This is a genomic window from Kitasatospora sp. NPDC048298 (genome assembly GCF_043201465.1).
GTDB lineage: Bacteria > Actinomycetota > Actinomycetes > Streptomycetales > Streptomycetaceae > Kitasatospora.
The window spans coordinates 33,067-52,817 of sequence record NZ_JBICYZ010000068.1 but is presented as its reverse complement, the minus strand read 5'-3'; the positions used below and the strand labels follow the sequence as shown (position 1 = coordinate 52,817).

Genomic DNA, 19,751 nt, shown 5'->3' with positions numbered 1-19,751 from the left:
CGCCAGCAACCCCACCCGGTCAAACCTCGATGGCAGGAACCTAGCGGTGATCAAACTTCGGTGACAAACGGTGAAGCTTCGCTGTCACAAGACAGTCACCCACCGCAATCGACCTGGCCGATCGTCGGATCATCGACCCGCAAACGTTTCGGCCGAAACGCTTGCGGGCTGGCGTTCGAATCTCGGGCGCACGTCCAGGAAGAGTTTCGACCGAAACTCTTCCTGGACGCCCGAGCACCCGCAGCGGCAGCACGAGGCCCTCGGCCGCAACCAGGGCACGGGCCTGCCCGGCCGCGTACTTGGCCAGCGGGGTCCGCGCCGCCTCGTCGGCGGGCAGCTCGCACTCGACGCCGTTCAGGAAGCCCTTGAGCTCGGCCACCAGCATCGACGCGGTCACGAACCCTCCCAGCCGACCAGCGCGGAGATCAGCTTGCGCGCTGCTGCCTTCGTCAGTCGCTTGGCGGCGGTCGCGGTCCGCTCCCGGGGACGGCGCGGCTCGATGCCGGTGCCCTCGACAGCCCTGGCGAACTCGGCGTCGAAGCGCTCCTTGCCTACTTGCCCCACGAGGTTGGTGAGGTACTTCAGCTGCGCGGGGGTGGCCGGCTCGATCTTCGCCGCGGCCTTGCGCTTCGCGCTCTCCTCGCGGATGCGCCCGTAGTACTCGTCGTTGGCCGCCTTGCGGGCCGCCTCGGCCTTCGGGCTGCGGCAGGTGACGTGAACGGTCTCGTACCTGGTCTGGGCATCGGGCTGGCCGGTGACCGCCTCCCACAGGGCGTTCGCCGTCAGCGCCGACTCGTCGACGCCTCCGTCAGCCCGGGGCCGACAAGGCCGTAGTAGCCGGTCCTGCCCCGCGGTAGGACGGTGAAGCCGGCGGGGATGGCGTGGGCTTCGAGCCAGTCCTGTTCTGTGGCAAGTTCGAGCGTGTTGTGCTTGGCATGATGTTCACGGAGGCAGGGCCTAAACCTCCCCCTCCCCCCTCTGCTCGTTGGCCCCCAACGAGCGGGCGCGGGTGTCTCCAGGGTCAGTCGCCGAGGAGGCGCCAGGCGGTGAGGGCTAGCTTGGCCCGGGTCAGGCCGGTGGGGTCGGTGAGATCAGTTCCCAGGGTCTTCGCGATCTGGTCGAGTCTGCGGGCGACGCTGCTGTGGTGCAGGTGGAGCAACTCTGCGGCGCGGCGCAGGGAACCGGTAGCACAGTAGGCGTCCAGGGTGTCAAGCTCCTCCGAGCTGCCGGCGATCCGGGCGATGGCGGCGATGTCGGCGATGTCGCGCAAGCTCTCCGGCGGCACCTCTGCCAGCAGCGCCAATGCGCCCAAGTCGCCGTAGTGGACGGCTGGTTCGCGCTCCGTGGTGAAGCGCAGGGCAGTTCTGGCCTGCCGCCAGGACCGGTCGGGGCTCCCAGGCATGCCGAGGCCCGCGCGGACGCCGGCCGGCAGGCTGGCCAACTCCATGGTGGTGGCCAGGATGACGCCCACGTCGGTGAGCGGCGCAGCCTTCACCAGGTGGGCCGGGCAAATCAGCAGCCCGATCCGGTCGAGCGGCAGCGGCGAGCGCACAGCAGCCACGCTGAGCGGCCCAGGGGCGAAGCCCAGCAGCCGCAGCGCCCGTGCTCTGGCCACCTCGTCGCTGTCGGCACTGATGGCGAGCTCGACCAGCGCCGGGTCGGCCATGGTGGTGCGGGCCGGGCCGTACCGTTCGACGGCAGCCGCGGCGGCGATGGCGAGCCGGTCGAGGAGGACGTCGTCCAGCGAGCCCGGCGGGCCGGGGCGTTCCAGCCACACCGTGCCGATCTCCTCCTCGTCGAGGGTGATCGGTACGGCACTGGACGCGGGTGCCGGCGGGCCGGACGCCTCCGTGCCGTGGGGTGAGACGCGGGTGCTCTCGCCCGTACCGTGCAGCCGGATCCCGGCGACGCACTCGGCCAGGCCCGCCGAGGCCCGCGCGAGCGCGGGCAGGTCGACCCGGCGGCGCATCAGCGTGTCGTAGAACGTGACGATGCGGATCGCCCCGTCAACGTACGGATCAAGCCCCGACAGCCGTACGGCCAGTGCCTCCATGCCAGCAGGATAGAAGGACCGTTAGGGTGGCAGGTGCGCCGATCGGCGCACGATCGGCACGGGACGCGCGACAGTTGGCGGCCGACCCACGCGGCGGCGGTCGCCAGGATGGTCGTCATGGATCCCGAACTCGAGGCGTTCATCCCGCTGTTCCCACGAACCGACCTGGCCGACCCGGTTGCCGCCCGCGGCAGGTTCTCCGAACTGGCCGCCGCAGTACCGGTACCGGACACCACGGACCTGGACGTCGAGGACCGCACGGTGCCCGCCGACCCGGCCGTGCCGGTACGGATCTACCGGCCGCGCCGGGCCGACCCCGTGAAGCGCGGCCAGGCCGCCCTGGTCTGGCTGCACGGCGGCGGGTTCGTCATGGGCGACCTGGACACCGAGCATCCCTGGGCCACGCTGATCGCCAACGGCTCCGGCGTGACGGTGATCTCGGTGGGCTACCGACTGGCACCCGAGCACCCGTTCCCGGCCGCCCTGGACGACGCCTATGCCGTCCTGCGCTGGACGGCCGAGCACGCGGCCGCCCTCGGCATCGACCCGGAGCGGATCGCCGTCGGCGGTCACAGCGCCGGGGGCGGGCTCGCGGCGGGGGTGGCACTGCGGGCGCGGGACGAACGGGGCCCCGCGATCCGCTTCCAACTGCTCAACCAACCGGGACTCGACGACCGTCAGGAGACCTGGTCGGCGCGCAACTTCACCGACACGCCCTGGTTCAACCGCGACAAGGCCCGCGCGGCATGGCGGCACTACCTGGGTTCGGCCCCCGCCACCCCGTACGCGGCCCCGGCGCGGGCCGAGGACCTGTCCGCTCTGCCGCCGGCCTACATCGCCACCGCGGAACTCTGCCCGAACCGCGACGAAGACCTCATCTACGCGCAGCGCCTGCTGCAGGCGGGCGTGTCGGTCGAACTGCACCAGTGGCCCGGGACCTTTCACGGGTCCCAGGCGATCGTGTCCGCGGAGGTGTCCCAGCGGCAGAACGCCGAACTCGGCGCCGCTCTGCGCCGCGCCCTGGCCGGCTGAGCCGGGCATCCCGTCCCACGCTTCAACCCACGAGAGGGAGAACGTCATGAAGACCCGACTCGCCCTGGCCGCAAGCGCAGCCGCGCTCTGCGTCTGCGCGGGCACCGTGGCAGCGGCGCCCGCACCCGAGGAAGGCACCGCCCAGTCCACCGGTCTCGACACCGAGAAGCTCCAGGCCGCCCTGGACGACGTCCACCAGGCGGGCGTTCCGGGGGTGTTCGTGGAGGTCCGCGATGCGGACGAGACCTGGCGCGGCGCCTCCGGCGTCGCCGACCTCGACACCGGCCGGCCCGTCCGGCCCGGCATGCGCCAGCGCGTCGGCAGCGTCACCAAGACCTTCACCGCTGCCGCGATCATGCAGCAGGTCGAGCAGGGCCGGATCAGGCTGGACGCGCCGATCGGCGACTACCTGCCGCAGCTCGTACCCGGCGACCGCGGCCGGAAGATCACGGTGCGGATGCTGCTCAACCACACCAGCGGCATCGCCGACTACATCCCGTACGCGTTCCCGTCAATGGTGAAGTACCCGCACGTGCCGGAGATGTCGCCGCAGAGCATCGACGACAACCAGTTCCGGCACTTCGAACCGGCCGAGCTCATCAAGCTCGGGCTCGACGCGCCGCCCGCCACCGAACCTGGCGCCGCCAAGGGCGTGTACTCCAACACCAACTACCTCCTGCTCGGGCAGCTCCTGGAGCACGTGAGCGGCGTCCCGGCCCAGGAGTACATCACCCGCAACGTCATCGAACGCGCCGGCCTGCGGCACACCGGGTTCCCGACCAGCCCGTACATCGAGGAACCGCACCCGCGGATGTACGAGTCCTTCTACGGGAAGATCGACCCGCCGCGCGACTACAGCGCCTACGACGACTCCTGGGTGGGCGTGTCGGCCGGACTGGTGTCGACCACGGCCGACCTCGACCGCTTCTTCGCCCAGCTGCTCGACGGCAGGATCGTCAGCCCCTCGTCCCTGACGGACATGCAGCGCACCGGCCCGGTCGTGGCCCTGGACGGCTCCAGGATCCAGTTCGGCCTCGGCCTGGAGAAGGTCGACGTCGGCTGCGGCACCTTCTGGGGCAAGGACGGCTCAGCCTGGGGCGCCGGGACGATATCCCTGATCCGGGCCGACGGCAGGCGCCAGATGTCCGTCGCGATCAACCTCCAGCGGTGGAACAAGCCGGACGCCTCCGGCCGGCCCCAGCCCCACCCCATCGACGGCGCGCTCACGGCCCTGTACCGGCAGGCGATGTGCGGCGGCGCCACCGACGCCGAGGACGCCTTGTAGGTCCGGGTCCCATCCCCCGCTCGCTCGTTGGCCTCCAACGAGCGAGCGGGAGTCGTTCCTGGCCGTGCAACACGACCTGCCGCAACCCGGGGAACGTACACGGAAGTCGCCCCCGCAGCCGCAGTGCGTGGCGTGGTACTGGCTCCACTTGCTCTCCAACGGCTCGTACATCAGACGGTCGCCGTAGTACTTCGTATCCCGTGTGAATCCTGACAGCGCGCACTGCTACAAGCCGCTGCGGGCGACTGTCCGCAGCGACGCACGGTTCTGCGACCGCGCGTGCAAGCAGGCCGCCCGCCGACAGCGGCGCCACACCGCGGAGGCCATCCGGATCGGGCTGGCCCTGATCAGCGGCGAGGATGACGAGCGGGTGGCGCGCTGCCCGTCGTGCCGGCGCCGCTTCGTTCTTGGCCACCTCCACAGACGCGACTCGAAGTTCTGCGGCCCGCGGTGCAGGCAGGCCGCTTATCGGGCCCGCCAGCGGGTCCGCGAAGCCGTCACCACCCCCGCCCGCCGTGACGGCTCCCATCCCCCTCTACGGGCCGGGTGACCAGCGCAAACGCCAACGGGAAGACCCCGGCGACGGGGCCGCCACCGCGCCCGGGCTCACGATTCGGCCTGCTCCGGGTCGCGCAGCGGCCTGAGTCCGCCGGGCATCTCGGGCGGCAGGAAGCTATCCCGGCCGAGCATGTTCACGTGGTGCCGCACAAACGGGGGAGAGGCGGGGTCGCAGCTCCGAATCCGACCCGGCCGGCAGGACGCGCCCGTGCGAATCTCCCTCGCCCACTGATTATCGTCTAGGTGACGATAATCTGCTAGCTTCGATGGCATGAGAGTCGTAGTGACCCGAGACAGCGTGTGCATGGCGGACGACGTCGATGCCCCGCATGAGGCCGTGTTGGAAGTCAATGGCACGGCCACGCTGCCGAACTTGCTGGACCAGACCGCTGGCCACTGCCTGCGAACGCAGGGCTCTTGCTGGGTCGCCTACCTCGGATACAACCGGGCTGACGGTCAGCCGCTTGCGCTGGCCGCCCCGCAGTGGCCGCGGCCCCGCATGCTGCCCGGTGTGAGCACCGCCGCTCAGCTTGGTACGCCCTCTGACACGGTGGAGATCTTCTGGGCCTATCGGAACCTAGTGGATGCGGAAAACCTGTGGCGGCAGCTGGGCAGAACCGTTGGAAACGGGGGCGGCTAGGTTCGGCGCGCTCCGAATCCGACCCGGCCGGTAGGACGTGCCCGTGCGAATCTCCCTCACCGCCGCTGGTCTTCAGCAGCTCGCGCAGACGCCGGCAGACCAAGCCGCCAACACCTGCTTCCGACTCAACCGCTGGGGCTGGCCCCTGGACCCGCGCAAGCCCGACCAGCAGCACGCCGGCCTGGTTACTGGCGCCTCCGTGGGGCCCGGGACGCCAGCGCGAGGACCCCGCTGATCAGTCCTCGTCCGCGTCCATGTCGCCGATGAACACGCGAACGCGACTGGCCGAAAGGTGCCTCCGCGAGCATCCCTCTCTTCTGCGAACCGGCCTCCTCGAGGTCTGCCGGTGTCTAAGCTCCCCAACATGAACACCCTCAGTGACTCGAACGTCACCGAAGAGCAGACCGCCCAGGCGGGTGAGCTGAACGAGCGCCTGGTCTCGGCATTGGAGCGGGCCGGCAGGATCACCACCCCGGAGGTCGCAGCGGCGTTCCGGGTCACGCCCCGACACCTCTTCGTCCCGGACGTCGCGTTGGCCGAGGCGTACAAGGACGACTACCAGCCCACCGACCGCGATGGAGAGGGCCGGCTCCTCAGCTCGGTCAGCGCCCCGTGGCTGGTCGCGCAGATGCTCGAGTACCTGCGCCCGCGTCCCGGAGACAGCGTGCTGGAGGTCGGATCCGGCGGCTTCAACGCCGCCTTGCTCCACCGACTCGTCGGCGAGGCGGGCTCGGTGACCAGCATCGACATCGACCCTGCGGTGACCGAGCGCGCCCGCCGCTGCCTGCAAGCCGCTGGCCTGGAGGACTCCGTCCGCGTCCTCACCGGCGACGGCGCACATGGTGTGCCCGAGCGGGCGCCGTACGACCGGATCGAAGTGACGGTGCAGGCGGCCGCGATCGAACAGGCCTGGCTCGACCAGCTTGCCCCCGACGGCGTGCTCGTCGTCCCGCTGCGCGTGCGCGGACTCGGCCGCCTCGTCGCCCTCGTCCCCGACGGCACAGGGCACTACACCGGTGGCGGCTGGCTGCCCTGCGGTTTCGTGGCGATGCGTGGGGAGGCGGCGAGCTCCACCCAGGTGCACGCGCTGACCCCCGGGGCCCGCGTGCGGGTGGACGGCGCCCCGCCGTTCGACCCCGAGGCCCTGACGAAAGCCCTCGACAGCGCCGGCAGCGCCTACTGGTCCGGGGTCGAGGTGGGCGCGAGTGAGGGCACCAGGCCCGTCATCGATCTGTGGTTCGCCACTGTCCTCGACACCTACGGCACCCTGCTGGTGGACCCACAGAAGTCCGCGCTGCGGGCGCTGCCCGGCGGCACCCCGCTCACCTGGAACACCGACTCCAGCTCCGCGGCCTACGTGACGATGCGTCCGGTCGAGGGGCAGACCAGCCGGTACGAGTACGGCGTCGTCCTCCACGGAGAGGACCACGCTCTGGCCGAGGCCCTGGTGGCGAGTCTGCGGGAGTGGAACCGGGACCACCGGGGACGCCCCGGCCCCGTCCTCCACGTCTACTCCGAGGGCACCGACCCCGCCGCCATGGCCCCCGGCCGGGCGCTGGAGCGGCCCGGAGCACCGATGGTCCTCACCTGGCCGAAGGGCTGACGGCCACCCCGCACTCCCGGACCCGCGCGGTCCGGGCGCACCATCCCCACCCGGACGATGGAAGGAGGACGCACCATGAGCACCGCACTGCTGGACGCCTTCGCGCTCGACGCGGTGAACACGCCGCTGACCGGTGTGCGCGAGACCTACGCGGACACCGAGGGCGACACCACCGGTGACGGTTGCGGGGAATCGCCCCCGGCCGGCCCGACCAGCGGCTGTCTGATCCCGGACCAGCTGTAGCAGCACGCGGGTGTGCGGCACCGGCGTCCCCGGTGCCGCACACCCGGCCGTTGAGCCAAGAGGGGAACCGCCTGTGCGCAGCCGTTTCGTGCCCGACCCGGTGGTACTTGCTCGCCTGCCACTGCTGGCGGCCGACAGCACGAAGGGCGGCGGGCTGGTCACCGAGGGGCTGTTCCTCACCTCCCGAGACCTCGATGGCGCACCCGACGGAGCACTGGCGAGGGCCGCCTACGACCTGCGTGCTCGCACCCGCACCACCCCCAACGGTGTCTGGGCCGCCACCACCACCGCCCGCCTGGCCCCCGGGGAACCGGTCCTGCTGCTGGGTGAGGAGCACCGCTGCGCCACGCTCCCCAGCCCGGCCTGGCTCGCGGCAGCCGCGGACCGCGCCCTTGACCTCCCGGACGTCCACGACCGCCTGCGCCTGTTCGCCAACCCGGCCGCGCTGCGGCGCGGCGGGGTGCTGGAGGCCGAGCACCCGGGGCCGGACGGCACGGCGCAGCTGGGAACGGTCCGGGTGACCGAGGTGTCCACCTGGCTGCTGAGCGAGTGCGGCCGCACCGGCGGCGCTGCGGCCGGGCGGGTCGTGAGCGCGGCGCTCGAGCGTTGGCCCGGGGCCGACGCCGCGGCCGTGCGGGCCGCGATCACCGCGCTGGTCCGCACCGGCCTGCTCCTGACCGACCTTCTGCCCGCCGACCTCATCGACGACCCCCTGGGCCACCTCGCCACGAAGCTTCCGTCGGCAGCGGGCCTGTGTGCCGCGGTCCTCGGCCTGCGCGCGCTGCTGGCCGACGCGGACCGGTACCGGCCCGGCGCACCCGAGCGTCTGCCGCTCCTGGCCGCCGCCCGCCGGGCCGCCGACGCGATCCACACCACCGACCGCCCGCTGACCTGCGACACCGTCGCCGACGGCGAACTGCGCCTCCCGGCCACGGTGGGCAGGGCGGCGGCGGGGACGGTCGATGTCCTCTGGCGCATCGGCCACCGCACGGTCCCGCTGCAGGCGTGGACGGCGAAGTTCCAGGAGACGTACGGGCCGCACCGCATGGTTCCGCTGCTGGAGGCCGTCGACCCGGCCACCGGGATCGGCTCGCCCGGGCCGCAGGACGCGATCGGCGCCCGCACCGACCTGGACGACCGTCGCACCCAGCTTCTTCTCGAGCTGCTCACCGCGGCGATAGCGCGCGGCGAGCAGGAGGTGGAGCTGACCGAGGAGATGGTGAACGCGCTGGCCCACCGCGGCGACGGGCGGCCGCCGCGCACGGCCGAGGTCCACGTCCGTGTCCGGGAAGACGACGGTGGGCGCCTTGCCCTGGCGATCGGCACCCACGCGTCGCAGGACGCCGGGTCGGCCGCCGGACGGCTCGCCCGCTACCTGTCCGACCTCGCGCCCGAGCCGCAGGACGGCGGCGAGCCGCTGCCGGTCGAGATCGTCTGCCGCCCGCTCACCGCGAGCACCGGGGCCCTGGCGGTGGAGAGCGGGTACACGGCGTACCGCATCCCCGTGGGCCTGCCCCTCACCGGCTCCCGGGACCTCGACCCCCGCGCCCTGCTCGTCACCGTGACCCGGGCCGGCCACCTCGCCCTCTACTCGCCACAGCTCGGCCGCCTGGTCCGGCCCCTGCTTCTCAGCCGTATCACCCGCGCGCTCCTGCCGCCGGCCGCCCAGCTCCTTCACCTGCTGGGCCACGCGGACGAGCGGCCCTGGCACCCCTGGTCCTGGGGCCCGGCCGCCCTCGCCCCCTACACCCCGCGCGTCACCTACCGCTCTACCGTCCTCGCCCCGCAGCGCTGGCTCCTGCCGCAAGGCCTTCACGCGCTGGTCGACCACCGCGACCGCTGGCACGGCTGCCTGGACGACTGGCTGGCCCGCCCCACCATGCCGGTCCCGCGGCAGGTGGTGATCGAGGAGAGCGACCGGCACCTGCCCATCGACCTGCGCGAGGCCGGCCACCGCGAGCTGCTGCGGCGCAGCGTCCGCCGCGGCTGCCGTACCGTCAGCGAGGTGCTGTCGGGCCGGCCGCCGGTGCACGGCCGGGACGGCCGCCACCACCTCGAACTCGTCATCGGCCTGCGCCGGCAGCACGAGGCGGAGCTGCCGGAGCTCCTCGACCCCCGGACCGTGGCCCGCGCCCGCGCCGCCGACACCACCCCCCACGGTGGCACGTGGCTCTCCCTCGCCGTGCCCGCCCCGGTCCGGCACCAGGACGCGATCCTCGCCCAGCTCCCGCACTACCCAAACATGCTGTCCTACTGGCTGCGCTACACCACCCCCGGCCTCGGCCCCCACCTGCGCCTGCGCTACCACGGCACCCCCGACCTGCTGGCCGCCGTTCAGCAGGAACTCGCCGGCCTCTCCGCGCGGCTGGCCGAGCAGCACCTGACCAACGGCCACCTCGCCGCCGCGCCGTACCAGCGCGAGACCCAGCGCTACGGAGGCCCGGGCGCGATCGCCGCAGCCGAGGCGGTGTTCGCCGCCGACTCCGCCCTCGTCCGAACCGCCCTCCAGGAGCTGGACGACGACCAGAGGATCGTCCTCGCCGCCCACACCGCTGCCGCCATCGCCCGCACCCTCAACGCCCCTACCGCCGCCCGCCCCCAGCCCCTCCCCGGCAACCTGCGCCGCCGTCGCGAGACGCTCCGGGCCCGGTGCCGGACCGTCACCGTCCCCGGCGACCTCGCCCACTCCTGGAAGACCCTGCTCGACGCCGTGACCGCCTACCGGCCCCTCCTCGCCGAGAACGTCGCGCCGCTGTGCGCCTCCGACCTGATCCACCTGCACTGCAACCGTCTCCTCGGCACCGACCGCGGCCGGGAGCACCTGGCCCGCTCCCTCGCCACCGATCTCCTGCGCCATGCCTGACCCCCTCCTGCTGGTCGAAGAGACCGTGGCCGCCGTCCTCGACCCCACCCAGGTCGTCGCCGGCCTGACCCCCGGCGCCGCCGCCACCCTCGCCGACGGCCTGCCCGGCACCGCCCTGCTCCTCGCCGTTGTCGCCGACGGCGACACCGCGCTGATCGACGCCGTAGACCGGCACTGGAACGCCGCCGCCCCACTGGTCGCCGGCTCCCGCCCGGACGGCATCTACGCCGGCCCCGGAGCCCTGGCCGCCTCCCTCGTCTACGGCAGCGCCCACCTGCCCGCCGACCGGCGCCGACACGACGCCCTCGGCCGCGCCGCCGCCTGGCTGTCCGCCCGCGCCCAGGGCCTGGCCGAACACCAGACCACCCGACTGCGCGCAGGCCCGCCCGGAACCCTGTGGGGAATCTACGACACCATCAAGGGCCTCGCCGGGATCGGCCGCACGCTCCTCGCCGCCGTGCAGCTCGGCCTCCCGGAAGCCCGGCCCGGACTGACCGCCGCCCTCACCACCCTCACCCGCATGATCACCACCACCGACGACACGGGCCGCCCCGGCTGGTGGGTCGCCGCGAACGACCACGCGCTCGCCGTCCCCGGAACCCTGCCGCCCTCCGGCACCGCGAGTACCGGCGCCGCGCACGGGATCGCCGGGCCCCTCTGCCTCCTCGCCCTCGCGCACCAGGCCGGTACCTCCGTGCCCGAGCAGGAGAAGGCCATCGCCACCGGAGCCCGCTGGCTCCTTGACCGGGCCGCCCCCGGACCGTCCTGGCCCCCGTACATCAGCGGGTACGACCTCGCGCACCCGCCGAACGCCGAACGCCTGGCCGCCACCCCAGGACGCCGCGACGCCTGGTGCTACGGTTCCCCCGGCATCGCCGCCGCCCTGCACCACAGCGGCAGAGCGCTCGCCGACCCCTTCCTCGTAGCCCTGGCCCGTCGATCCCTTGACACCCTCGCCAGCCGTCCGCCCGCCGCCTGGGACACCACCGGGCCCGGTCTCTGCCACGGCAGCGCGGGAGCTCTGCAGGTCGCCACGCGCCTGAACCACCGAGCGCTCGCCGACACAGCCGCCCGGCACACCACCATCACCTTCCACGAGGCCGCTCCGGTCACCGGCTTTCTCACAGGCCGCGCCGGAGCCGCCCTCGCGCTGGCCACCCACTGCGGAACCACGAGCCGACACGTCCCGTGGGACGGCCTGCTCATGCTGACCTGACCCACCCGACTCGTGTCCACGGCGCTCCAACGCGCTCATGGGGTGCGCAGCCGCCTTGCTGCGATGTCCCTGTCTGCCGGTGGCCCCGGTTGAGTTGGTTGGCCGACTTGGGCTAACTCGCGCTTCCGGTCGATGGGCAAGCCTTGGCGAGGCCGAGGACAGCTTGGGCAGCTGAGGTGAAAGGTAGCCTCTGGCCCTGCGGCAGCCGTAGATGGCCCGGGTCGCACTCGGGCAGGTTCTACCGGAGGTTCCACTCCTCGCTGGGCAGTGAGTGCCAGAGGTCGAGCCAGTTGTGCAGCAGGAAGAGCGGTCGGGTCAGGTTGACGTCGCCCGCGTGTTGGAAGCGGATCGCAAGGCCGAGGTCGGGGAAGACCGGGTCGGCGGCGGGGCTGTACATCAGACGGCCGTGCGCTGTGCGGTGGACGAGCCAGTCCTCCGCCCGGGACGGTACGCAGCCGGTCAGCGGAACGCCGTCCAGCCGCACCTGGGGGCCGGTGAGCGCGTTCACCGCCACGCACTCCAGACGGTCCATCCGGAAGAGAGCCCTGACCCCGGCGGCGCGGAAGTCGGCGTAGTTGAGCCGGCGCTCGTCGCTGCCAGGGTCGTAGGAGGACGAGGCGGACCCCTCTTCGCCGAGGGCGGCGGTGATCTCCTCCAGGGTCATTCCGAAGTGCAGCGGTCCCACCCCGACGTACGGCGTGAACGTCCACTCATCGCGCTCCTCGCCTCCGGCGATCCGCCACGGGCCCCGATACCCCGGTGCGCTTGCTTGGGCGGCCGTGGGCGGTTCGGGTGCCGGCTCGTGCTGGGCCGCTGGCTCCGGTGCCGTCCGGGCCGGGTGCCAGCGGCCCGGGAGTTCCAGGGCGGCGGTGTCCTGCGGCTGCTCGGCCAGCCATCGGATCGCCTGCTCCTGGCCTTCGTCGAACGGGTCGTCCGCCAGTGCGTGCGCCCGATCCGTGGCCGCGCGGTATTCCTCTTCCGCGGTGATGAGGACTGTGGTGTCCTCGCCCCAGGTCTCCAGCCGCTCCCGTGCGATCCACCGGTAGTACGAGTCCGCACTCCGGGCCAGCACATCGCGGACGACGGGCGCGTAGCGCGGGATCGACGCGGCGAGGGAGGGATCTGCCAGCAGAAGGGCGGTGGCCGCGACGGCAGCCTCCCTCACCTGCGGATCGTCGTCCTCGCAGAAGACTGCGACGTGGGTGTGGAGCGCCGGCCGTGCGGCGCGGGCGGCGGCAAGATCCTGCGGTGCGCCGACACCGTTCCCGGCGTCCAGGCGAGCGACATCGGCAAACGAGGCCAGCCAGTTCAGCAGCTCCGCGCGCAGCGACCGCCTGCCCGCTCTCCGCTCCCACCGGCCCTCGGCGAGCATGCGCGGATCACCGAGAAGGGCGGCGACGACCAGAGCCGCCGGGGCGGTCGCCGGGAACACCCGCTCCTGGTTGAGGAGCAGCCGGTATAGGTTCCAGACCGCCCGTGCCCGGCGGGTGTGATCGCCGTCGAGCAGCCCGATGAGGATGTCCGGTGTGTCGGGCACGGTGTGCAGACCGGTGCAGAAGTGCGGCAGCTCACTCCACGCGGTGCCGGTGAGCTTGGCCAAGGCAGGAGGCGGCAGGAACACCGTGGGAGCGTTGGAAGGGTCAGCGGCTGTTTTGTCGATCACGGCCGCAGTGTTCCAGCCGGCTCCGACACTCGCGGGGCGTCGACGCAGGTGAGAGACAGCCCACGTAGGAGCGGTTCGGGAAACGATCTTCAATGAATTGGGAAGCGATCTTCGCCAGGCCGCAACCTTCCCTGGTCAGCGCCACTTGTGAACAGCCCCGGAGGTAGAACAGCAGCCTCCGGCCGTCCCCGCGTCAGCAGTTGTGGGCGCGCAGGAACTCGGCCGTACCGGCATCGGCCGCAGCCAGGTGCTGCATGCCTTCGCCCGCAGGATCTGGCGTCCTCGGTCCGATGCTGCAGTCATCCCCGCTCGGACTCGGTCACACGGTCCTGCGGTGCTGCACCGCCTGGCGGACGGCCGACGGCACGGAGTAGCGGTGGGCGGTCGAGCTCAACTGCCACTGGGGCCGGGCGCTGCCGTACGACCAGGTAGTCGAGCTGCTCACCGACAAGCGCTTTGGTCTGCCCCTGGCCGTGGTCGAGCGCAGCTGCCGGTGCCCGCATGAGACCCCGTGGACGCGGTGCCGGCTTCTCCTGCTGTCCCCGCTGAGCGAGCAGGTCGAGGTCGAGCTGCGCTTCAACCACGGAGGCGGATCACCCGGTTCGCCGGGTGGTCAGGAGTCTGTACGAGAGGGTGCCGTCGGCGTGGCTGGCCGTCCGACCCAGGTCTGGTGTTCCGTCGCAACGAAGGATCCCTGGCGGCGGCGCCCTCTCAGCACACCGACGCGCGTTCGCCCTTCCACGACCTGGAGGCCGGTCTCCGCCGGGGCGAACAGCCTTCGGTCGATCAGGACGGGCGGGCGCTTCCACGTCCCGAGCTCTTCCCAGTACCGAGCGACACCCTCATGGATCCCTCTGTGTCGGACCGCGACCCAGTGGTCCGGATTCTCGGCGTAGTACTCGATGCAGCCGTGGTCGGACGCTCCGGTCGGCATCTCGCCTAGCTCCTCGGCTGGCGTCGCTTCGAGGCCCCACACGATCCTGGAGAGGTCGACGTCCCTGTAGTCCTGTAGGAAGGAGCTGTTGTCACCGTGATCGTAGAGAAACTGCTCGACGACGTCGTCAGGCCACTGGAGTGAGGCGATCACGGGATCGGCGCAGAAGCCTTCGAGGCTGAGACCGTCCCGCCGGCGCACCATCAAGGCTTTGAGGTCAGCGAGTTGCATACCGCCACCGTAGACGCCGATCCCCTGGACCAACGATGTCGCCGGCGCGGGCGCCCTGGATCAGGTTATGGCCTTCAGACTCCGGTGTGCCCCGGTAGTGTCTGCGGCCTGGTGCACACCCAGGGTCCGGCAGGCCGTGGCCGGCCCTGCGGAGCAGTAGATGGAGGTTGTCGATGGTCTGGCGCTTCAGGAAGCCCGCGGCTGCTGCACTGCTCGACCCGGCGCTGCCGTGGGAGATCCGTGAGACCGTGCACCGGATCGGCCGTCAGCACCCGCAGCTTCTCCGCGCCCCGGATGCGCCGCTGCCCTGGGCTGCCGCAGTCGACAGCGCGCGGCCGGGGCGGGTAGAAGTCGCTGGCGAGCCTGTCGACCGCGCTGCTCCAGTCGGCGACGTACCCGTTGACCATCACGATGGTCTCCAGAGCGTGCTCCCGCAGCTCCTTCGGTGACGGCCGCTGGTAGCCCTCCAGCGGCAGGAATCCGCCCTCCTCGAAGAAGTAAGCCTCGTCGTAGGCGGCGGCGTCGAACGCGGAGCGGCGCGGGCGGCGTCCTGCTTGCTCAGCCACTTGCCCGGACGCAGGCTCGGGTCGGTTTCGCCGCCCGCCCGGTTCATCGGACCGGTCAGGGTGCCGCCCGCCTGAAGGTAGGCGACGACCCGGCGGTAGCTCCGGTTCCAGGCGCCACAGCGGGTCCAGGGCGGTCAACGCGGTGACGAGGTCGTCGGGCAGGTCGTCGGCCTTGCGCTGGGAGCGCATCCACCGAACGACGTTGTAGTTGTTAAGCACCTGGGTGGCCGGGAGCCGTGGCACCGGCCGGTCGAAGCCCTCAGCACGACGGCTCCTACATGACACTCGCGTACGCCCGCGACACCGAGGCCGCCCCCTCACACACTCCACCCCTGATGGACCGAGACCGGTGCACCTGTCCGGCAGCCACCTGCGTGATCTGCTGCTCCATGCCACCACCGGCGGTGAGGCCCACACGCTCCCCGGCGGTCCCTCCCGCAGCCCGCCACCACGCAGGCCCCGGCTCCGGACCCGGCACGGGGCTGCCGGTTCGGCACCGGCTGGTGATGGGCCCCGGCCCTCGCCGTGGCACGGCGAGGGCCGGGGCCAGGCACTGCCTCCTACTTGATGCTCTTCACCAGCGGCACCGCCAGCTGCATGAGATTCGGCAGCCGGCCCAGGATGTTGTCCCCGCTGAGGAACAGCACCCGGTCGCCGATCCGGGTCATCACAATCTCCGAGGTGCTGTACGGGCCCGTGGGAACCTTCTTCATGTCGACGGCCTCGTCACCGAGCCCCGGCACGGGCTGCGCCGTCACGGTCATCGGGATCGGGGCGCCGTCCACGCTCTTTCCGGTGAAGGTCTTGCAGCGCTCCGCGTACGCCCGGAGGTCGCCGAGCAGCTTGGCCGCGTCGCCGGGGCGGTAGGCGGCCAGGTAAACCTGGACCATGTGCTCCCCGTCGTAGACCTCGGTCATCGCACCCGAGACCTTGTAGCCCTGGGAGAAGATGGTCCCGGCGAGACGCATCTGGGTGCACGGTTCCGTGATCTGCGGCGGGTTGGCCCGGTACTCGTTGATGGTGGTACCGGTGTCGACCTGATTGCCGTTGCCCTTGATCGTCCACCCGGCAGGCAGCACCGCGGCGGTCGGAAGGGCGGCGCGCAGGTCCACTCCGGTGAGAAGCGGCGGTCCGGTCGGTGTGCTGCTGGGAGTGCCGAAGGCCGGAGCGCCGGACACCTGGAGCGTCGGTGTGCCCGTCGGGGCGGCGGCCGAGGAGGTGGCAGGGGCTTTGGTGATGGCCGACGACTCGCTGGAGACGGTCGCCGTGCCGGAGGAGCACCCCGTGACAACGGCCGCGGCCACTGCGAGCGGGATTCTGATGGTGGATCGGACCATGGACACAAGGACCCCCGTAGATTCGTAGCCGAATGCAGTGCTTCGTGCACAAGGGTGTCACCCCCAGTGGTGACAATATCGCTGGCCGACGGGCCCCAGGCCGTTGTAGCACTTCCTGCCCGACCGGCTAGCCAAACTCTGCTGGCTCTTGGCCGTCCACGGCGTCAGGATTGGCTGGTGAGATCGCAGATCCCGGTAGCTGGCCTTCTGGCCCGGCTGTTCGGTGCCGGACGTTCAGGCTCAGAGGATGTTCCACCGTTGCTCGCTGTCTCCGTCGGTCAGCTGGTTGATACGGCGTCGGACCTCGTGGAGGGTCGCGCTGCCGAGGGCCGCTCGCTTGGCGTTGGTGGTGATCATCCGGAGTTCCCGCAGTGCGGTCAGGACCGGGTAGCCGTCCCAGGTGGTGATGTCCATGCCATACTGCTCGGCGAATGCCTCGTAGTGTGCCCGGCCGTAGCCGAAGCGCCGACAGTGGATCTCGACCGTCGTCAGGTCCCACTCGGGCTGACCGAAGCCCGCGGTGTCCCAGTCACACAGGACCGCCCGGCCGTCGCCGGTGTGCAGGGCGTTCCGGTGTTGGGGGTCGCCCTGGGTCACCGCGGGCCGCAGCAGGTAGGTGGTACGGGCGAGGTCCGCCTCCAGTTGCTGCAGGTGTCGGTGGAGGTAGTCCAGTTCCTGCGTGGTGAGTGTCGCAGCGGCGGCCAGGGAGCGGCGCACGGCGGCGACCGTGTCCACCGGTGGCAGTGGCACGGGCGGGTCGGTCAGCCGGTGCAGCGCTTTGAGTGGGCCGGCCAGTTGCTCGGCGGCCACGGGGTGGCCGGGCTGGGGCAGGTGGGTCCAGATTGTGGCGAGGTGGCCGTCGGCCTCTACCGGCTGGCGCACGGGGTGCAGGCCTACCGTGGGGAAGCCTTGTGCGCCGAGCCAGGTGGCCAGGGCGACGGTTCGACGGACGGACTCGGCGGGTGTGCCGCGCCGGGCGATCTTGACCACGACGTGTTCGCCGGGCAGGTGGTAGACGGCGTTGGTGTGCCCGCGTAGCAGGACGGCGCCTTCGGGGCGGAGCCCGGTTGCGCGGCACACCTGATCGAGGACGGCGGCCAAGTGCGCGGCGGCGAAGCCGCCGGCCGCGACTGGGGTGATGGTCATGGTGGTCAGGTTTCCTATGCCGTGGGCCGACGTCACTCCTGCCCGGCGGGCAGGGCGAACATCTCCGCGATCTGGCGGGCCGGGCGGCCCGACCGGAGCGGGGTGGGTAGTATCGCGATGACGTCCCGGGCCCGGGCTCCAAGGATCGCGGTGCGGTGCGGCCCGGGTACCCGGTCGTACGTGTGGACGGTCAGCTGCAGGGCCTCCGTTGGACTGTGGTCGATGACCAGGCACATCGCCTCCTCCAGGCGCAGCAGGGCCGGGTCGATGCCGGTGTGGCCCTCTGGGTAGAGCGCCAGCGCCTGCTGCTGGGCTTGACGGGCCTGGCTGGTTTCGCCAAGGGCAGTGTGCGCCCCGGAGAGGTAGAGCCACAGGCGCCGCTCAGGGAAAGCCCAGGCGTCGTCCTGGTCCTGGTCGGCTTGGCAGTGTTCGAAGAAGTCCTTCGCCATGCGGATGGCGGCCTGCGCGCCGTCGCGATCGCCGAGTCTGGCGAGGGAGCGAGCTTCGGCAGCGACCGCGAACACCGCGGTGGGTCCGGGGCGGCCGCGGCTGAGCAGGCGGGCCTCACGGGCGAGGTTCGCGGCGGCCAGCAGGGGCCCGTAGTAGTAGGGGAGCATTGCGGCCTGCACGCGGACGCGGGCTCGCAACTCGGAGTTGCCCGCGTCGTCGGCGGCCAGCCGGGCGGTGCCGTACCAGCGCTGCGCCCCGGGCAGCCGACCGAGTTTCATCCAGGCGTCGGCCACCAGGGTGGAGACGATCGCGGTGAGCTCGGACAGGCGGGCCTGCGCTGCGGCGGGCTGCCGTTCGGCGGCCAGGACCTGGATGTCGTCCAGGTCGGCGAGCAGGTGGTGGATCATCTGCTCAGGTGCAGCGGTGACGTAGAGGCGGCGGACGTCGTCGAGGCGCTCGTCCAGCAGATCCAGTCCCCCCGGGCTGACCGTGCTCGCGGCGAGGGTCCGGTTGATCGCTCGGCGAGTCCGCTCAGCGTGTTCGTGCACCGGGTCCGGCGGCTGGAGCTCTTGCGGCGGCGGTGCGGGGATGGGTGCGGACGATGCCAGCCCGAGGTCTGCGGGCGAGGCTTCGTAGAGCACGCACAGCAGTCGGAGAGCCCGCTCGCGGGGTTTGGCGCCGAGGTCCTCCCAGGTGCGCAGCAGCTCCCGGGTTCCCCTGAAGCGCGGCTCGCCTCGCTGTTCGGCGAGCTCTACGAGCCGGGCGACGACCACCGGCCGGCTCCAGCCCCGAGCCTGCCGGTGGGATCGCAACCGGCTGATCCCGCAGCATTCCTGCAGCGCCGACACCAGCGCGGGAAGGCCGGCTTCGAGTACCTCGGGGCTCCTGCGCAATCTGGCTGCGCACGCCCGTCCGTGACCGCTCGTCATGTCGCCATTGTGCGGTCAGACGAGGGCTCGAGTCCCGGGTTCCGCGGGCACCCAGGCCGAAAAGGCCCGGATACCCGGCACGAGTTGGGCCGATCCACGAGAACGGCCCAACTCGCCGCCTGGAAAGGCGGCTTCGGCTCAACTCCGTTTGGTTGCCGAGCTCGTGCGGCGCAGCGATTCTTTCCGGACCCGAACAGCTCTGCCGCTGGTTGCGGCTCGGCGTCCCGAAGGGGGAAGGCATGAATCCCGCCAGCTCTGCATCGCCCGGCGGTGCCCTGATGCCGTCACGGCGCCGCCCGATGACGGGGCTGCTGCACCGGCTCGGCAGCCGCCTGCCGCGGTACAGCTCCGCCCCTGCCGTACGCGTGCGTTCGGAGATGGCTGCGTGCACGCCGTCGCAGCCTCGCCCGAGCGCTGTGGAAGCCGTGTCCGGTGAGACGGACCTGCCCGACCTGGCGGCCGGCTTCGCACTGCGGGACCAGCTGGTACGCCTGGCACAGGCAGTACTGCGCGCGGACGAGCTGGCCGCCCGCCGACCCACGTTCGGCGCTGCCGAGGTACACCTCGCAGAGGTCCGCTACGGCGTGGGTGAACTCCTGCAGATCGTCGACTGCGGTGGGTGGCCGAGCTTCGCCCTGGTGGGGCGGGACGGTCTGGATGCCGCTCTGGTCATCGCGCAGGCCGCCAGCGTGGAGGAGCAGGTCACGCTGCGACGCGCCCTGGCCACGGCCGTCCACAACGGCTGTGCGCCCGAACCGCACCTGGTGCACCTGGCGGCGCTCATCGCCCGCGCGAGCGAAACCCCGATCGACGACACGGACCACTTCGGCCACGGTGTGCTGGGTCCTCCGCACGATGCGCTCGCCGACGCCTGGGCGAGATCAGCTCTGCGGAAGGGGAATCCCCTCCCGCCGTGTACGAGGAGTCCCGATGCGACTTGCGCTGGCCGGCGAGCCTGCAGGACCAAGCTGGTCACCTGCCGTACGGCACCGTGCTGCACTG

General features: G+C 71.8%; 18 protein-coding genes. 7 read left to right on the top strand and 11 right to left on the bottom strand.

Going from position 1 to position 19,751, the window contains the following annotated elements; genetic code table 11:
• Positions 1–40 precede the first annotated feature (40 nt).
• From ACGF0D_RS35340 to ACGF0D_RS35330, 3 genes are all read right to left on the bottom strand, one after another.
• Positions 41–397, bottom strand: coding sequence for a hypothetical protein (locus tag ACGF0D_RS35340; RefSeq protein WP_392923320.1), 357 nt, complete (start codon positions 395–397; stop codon positions 41–43).
• Positions 394–564 carry a hypothetical protein gene (locus ACGF0D_RS35335; protein WP_392923317.1) on the bottom strand — a complete coding sequence of 57 codons (171 nt, stop codon included), beginning with the start codon at positions 562–564 and terminating at the stop codon, positions 394–396. Before ACGF0D_RS35335 ends, ACGF0D_RS35340 begins: the two co-directional genes overlap by 4 nt.
• Before the next feature lie 457 nt (positions 565–1,021).
• On the bottom strand, positions 1,022–2,053 hold the full coding sequence (locus ACGF0D_RS35330; RefSeq protein WP_392923314.1) for a PucR family transcriptional regulator: 1,032 nt from the start codon (positions 2,051–2,053) through the stop codon (positions 1,022–1,024).
• A gap of 117 nt (positions 2,054–2,170) precedes the next feature.
• Here ACGF0D_RS35330 and ACGF0D_RS35325 point away from each other — a divergent pair, with 117 nt between their 5' ends.
• The 7 genes from ACGF0D_RS35325 (at position 2,171) to ACGF0D_RS35295 (ending at position 11,493) form a co-directional block, all read left to right on the top strand.
• Positions 2,171–3,085, top strand: coding sequence for an alpha/beta hydrolase (locus ACGF0D_RS35325; RefSeq protein WP_392923311.1), 915 nt, complete (start codon positions 2,171–2,173; stop codon positions 3,083–3,085).
• Positions 3,086–3,131: 46 nt separating this feature from the next.
• The gene (locus tag ACGF0D_RS35320; RefSeq protein ID WP_392923308.1) at positions 3,132–4,370 is read left to right on the top strand and encodes a serine hydrolase domain-containing protein; all 1,239 of its coding nucleotides are present in this window, start codon (positions 3,132–3,134) and stop codon (positions 4,368–4,370) included.
• Between the two features lie 862 nt (positions 4,371–5,232).
• A complete protein-coding gene (locus tag ACGF0D_RS35315; protein WP_392923305.1) occupies positions 5,233–5,568 on the top strand; it encodes a hypothetical protein in 336 nt (111 codons plus the stop codon).
• Positions 5,569–5,932: 364 nt separating this feature from the next.
• On the top strand, positions 5,933–7,171 hold the full coding sequence (gene fxlM / locus ACGF0D_RS35310; RefSeq protein WP_392923302.1) for a methyltransferase, FxLD system: 1,239 nt from the start codon (positions 5,933–5,935) through the stop codon (positions 7,169–7,171).
• A 75-nt stretch (positions 7,172–7,246) separates the two neighbouring features.
• The gene (locus ACGF0D_RS35305; protein ID WP_392923299.1) at positions 7,247–7,414 is read left to right on the top strand and encodes a hypothetical protein; all 168 of its coding nucleotides are present in this window, start codon (positions 7,247–7,249) and stop codon (positions 7,412–7,414) included.
• A gap of 73 nt (positions 7,415–7,487) precedes the next feature.
• The gene (locus tag ACGF0D_RS35300) at positions 7,488–10,277 is read left to right on the top strand and encodes a lantibiotic dehydratase (RefSeq protein WP_392923296.1); all 2,790 of its coding nucleotides are present in this window, start codon (positions 7,488–7,490) and stop codon (positions 10,275–10,277) included.
• Entirely contained in the window at positions 10,270–11,493 is a 1,224-nt protein-coding gene (locus ACGF0D_RS35295) for a lanthionine synthetase LanC family protein (protein WP_392923293.1), read from the top strand. Before ACGF0D_RS35300 ends, ACGF0D_RS35295 begins: the two co-directional genes overlap by 8 nt.
• 238 nt (positions 11,494–11,731) lie before the next feature.
• Here ACGF0D_RS35295 and ACGF0D_RS35290 read toward each other — a convergent pair whose 3' ends face one another.
• From ACGF0D_RS35290 to ACGF0D_RS35255, 8 genes are all read right to left on the bottom strand, one after another.
• Complete coding sequence (locus ACGF0D_RS35290) at positions 11,732–13,093, bottom strand: hypothetical protein (RefSeq protein ID WP_392923290.1); 1,362 nt, start codon at positions 13,091–13,093, stop codon at positions 11,732–11,734.
• Between the two features lie 382 nt (positions 13,094–13,475).
• Positions 13,476–13,601, bottom strand: a complete 126-nt coding sequence (locus tag ACGF0D_RS35285) for a hypothetical protein (RefSeq protein ID WP_392923287.1) — start codon at positions 13,599–13,601, stop codon at positions 13,476–13,478.
• 168 nt (positions 13,602–13,769) lie between these two features.
• Positions 13,770–14,321 carry a hypothetical protein gene (locus ACGF0D_RS35280; protein WP_392923284.1) on the bottom strand — a complete coding sequence of 184 codons (552 nt, stop codon included), beginning with the start codon at positions 14,319–14,321 and terminating at the stop codon, positions 13,770–13,772.
• Between the two features lie 74 nt (positions 14,322–14,395).
• Positions 14,396–14,887, bottom strand: coding sequence for a hypothetical protein (locus tag ACGF0D_RS35275; protein WP_392923281.1), 492 nt, complete (start codon positions 14,885–14,887; stop codon positions 14,396–14,398).
• 560 nt (positions 14,888–15,447) lie between these two features.
• Positions 15,448–16,191 (bottom strand): hypothetical protein, encoded by a 744-nt coding sequence (locus tag ACGF0D_RS35270; protein ID WP_392923278.1) that lies wholly within the window; start codon positions 16,189–16,191, stop codon positions 15,448–15,450.
• Positions 16,192–16,464: 273 nt separating this feature from the next.
• A complete protein-coding gene (locus ACGF0D_RS35265) occupies positions 16,465–17,370 on the bottom strand; it encodes a phosphotransferase family protein (RefSeq protein ID WP_392923276.1) in 906 nt (301 codons plus the stop codon).
• Positions 17,371–17,402: 32 nt separating this feature from the next.
• The gene (locus ACGF0D_RS35260; RefSeq protein WP_392923274.1) at positions 17,403–18,593 is read right to left on the bottom strand and encodes an XRE family transcriptional regulator; all 1,191 of its coding nucleotides are present in this window, start codon (positions 18,591–18,593) and stop codon (positions 17,403–17,405) included.
• A gap of 440 nt (positions 18,594–19,033) precedes the next feature.
• On the bottom strand, positions 19,034–19,582 hold the full coding sequence (locus tag ACGF0D_RS35255; RefSeq protein ID WP_392923271.1) for a hypothetical protein: 549 nt from the start codon (positions 19,580–19,582) through the stop codon (positions 19,034–19,036).
• Between the last annotated feature and the right edge of the window lie 169 nt (positions 19,583–19,751).

Bases quoted from the DNA above. Each gene is read 5' to 3' on its own strand.
- ACGF0D_RS35330 (WP_392923314.1), bottom strand. From the start codon at position 2,053: ATGGAGGCACTGGCCGTACGGCTGTCGGGGCTTGATCCGTACGTTGAC.
- ACGF0D_RS35325 (WP_392923311.1), top strand. From the start codon at position 2,171: ATGGATCCCGAACTCGAGGCGTTCATCCCGCTGTTCCCACGAACCGAC.
- ACGF0D_RS35320 (WP_392923308.1), top strand. From the start codon at position 3,132: ATGAAGACCCGACTCGCCCTGGCCGCAAGCGCAGCCGCGCTCTGCGTC.
- ACGF0D_RS35315 (WP_392923305.1), top strand. From the start codon at position 5,233: ATGGCGGACGACGTCGATGCCCCGCATGAGGCCGTGTTGGAAGTCAAT.
- fxlM (WP_392923302.1), top strand. From the start codon at position 5,933: ATGAACACCCTCAGTGACTCGAACGTCACCGAAGAGCAGACCGCCCAG.
- ACGF0D_RS35305 (WP_392923299.1), top strand. From the start codon at position 7,247: ATGAGCACCGCACTGCTGGACGCCTTCGCGCTCGACGCGGTGAACACG.
- ACGF0D_RS35295 (WP_392923293.1), top strand. From the start codon at position 10,270: ATGCCTGACCCCCTCCTGCTGGTCGAAGAGACCGTGGCCGCCGTCCTC.
- ACGF0D_RS35280 (WP_392923284.1), bottom strand. From the start codon at position 14,321: ATGCAACTCGCTGACCTCAAAGCCTTGATGGTGCGCCGGCGGGACGGT.
- ACGF0D_RS35265 (WP_392923276.1), bottom strand. From the start codon at position 17,370: ATGACCATCACCCCAGTCGCGGCCGGCGGCTTCGCCGCCGCGCACTTG.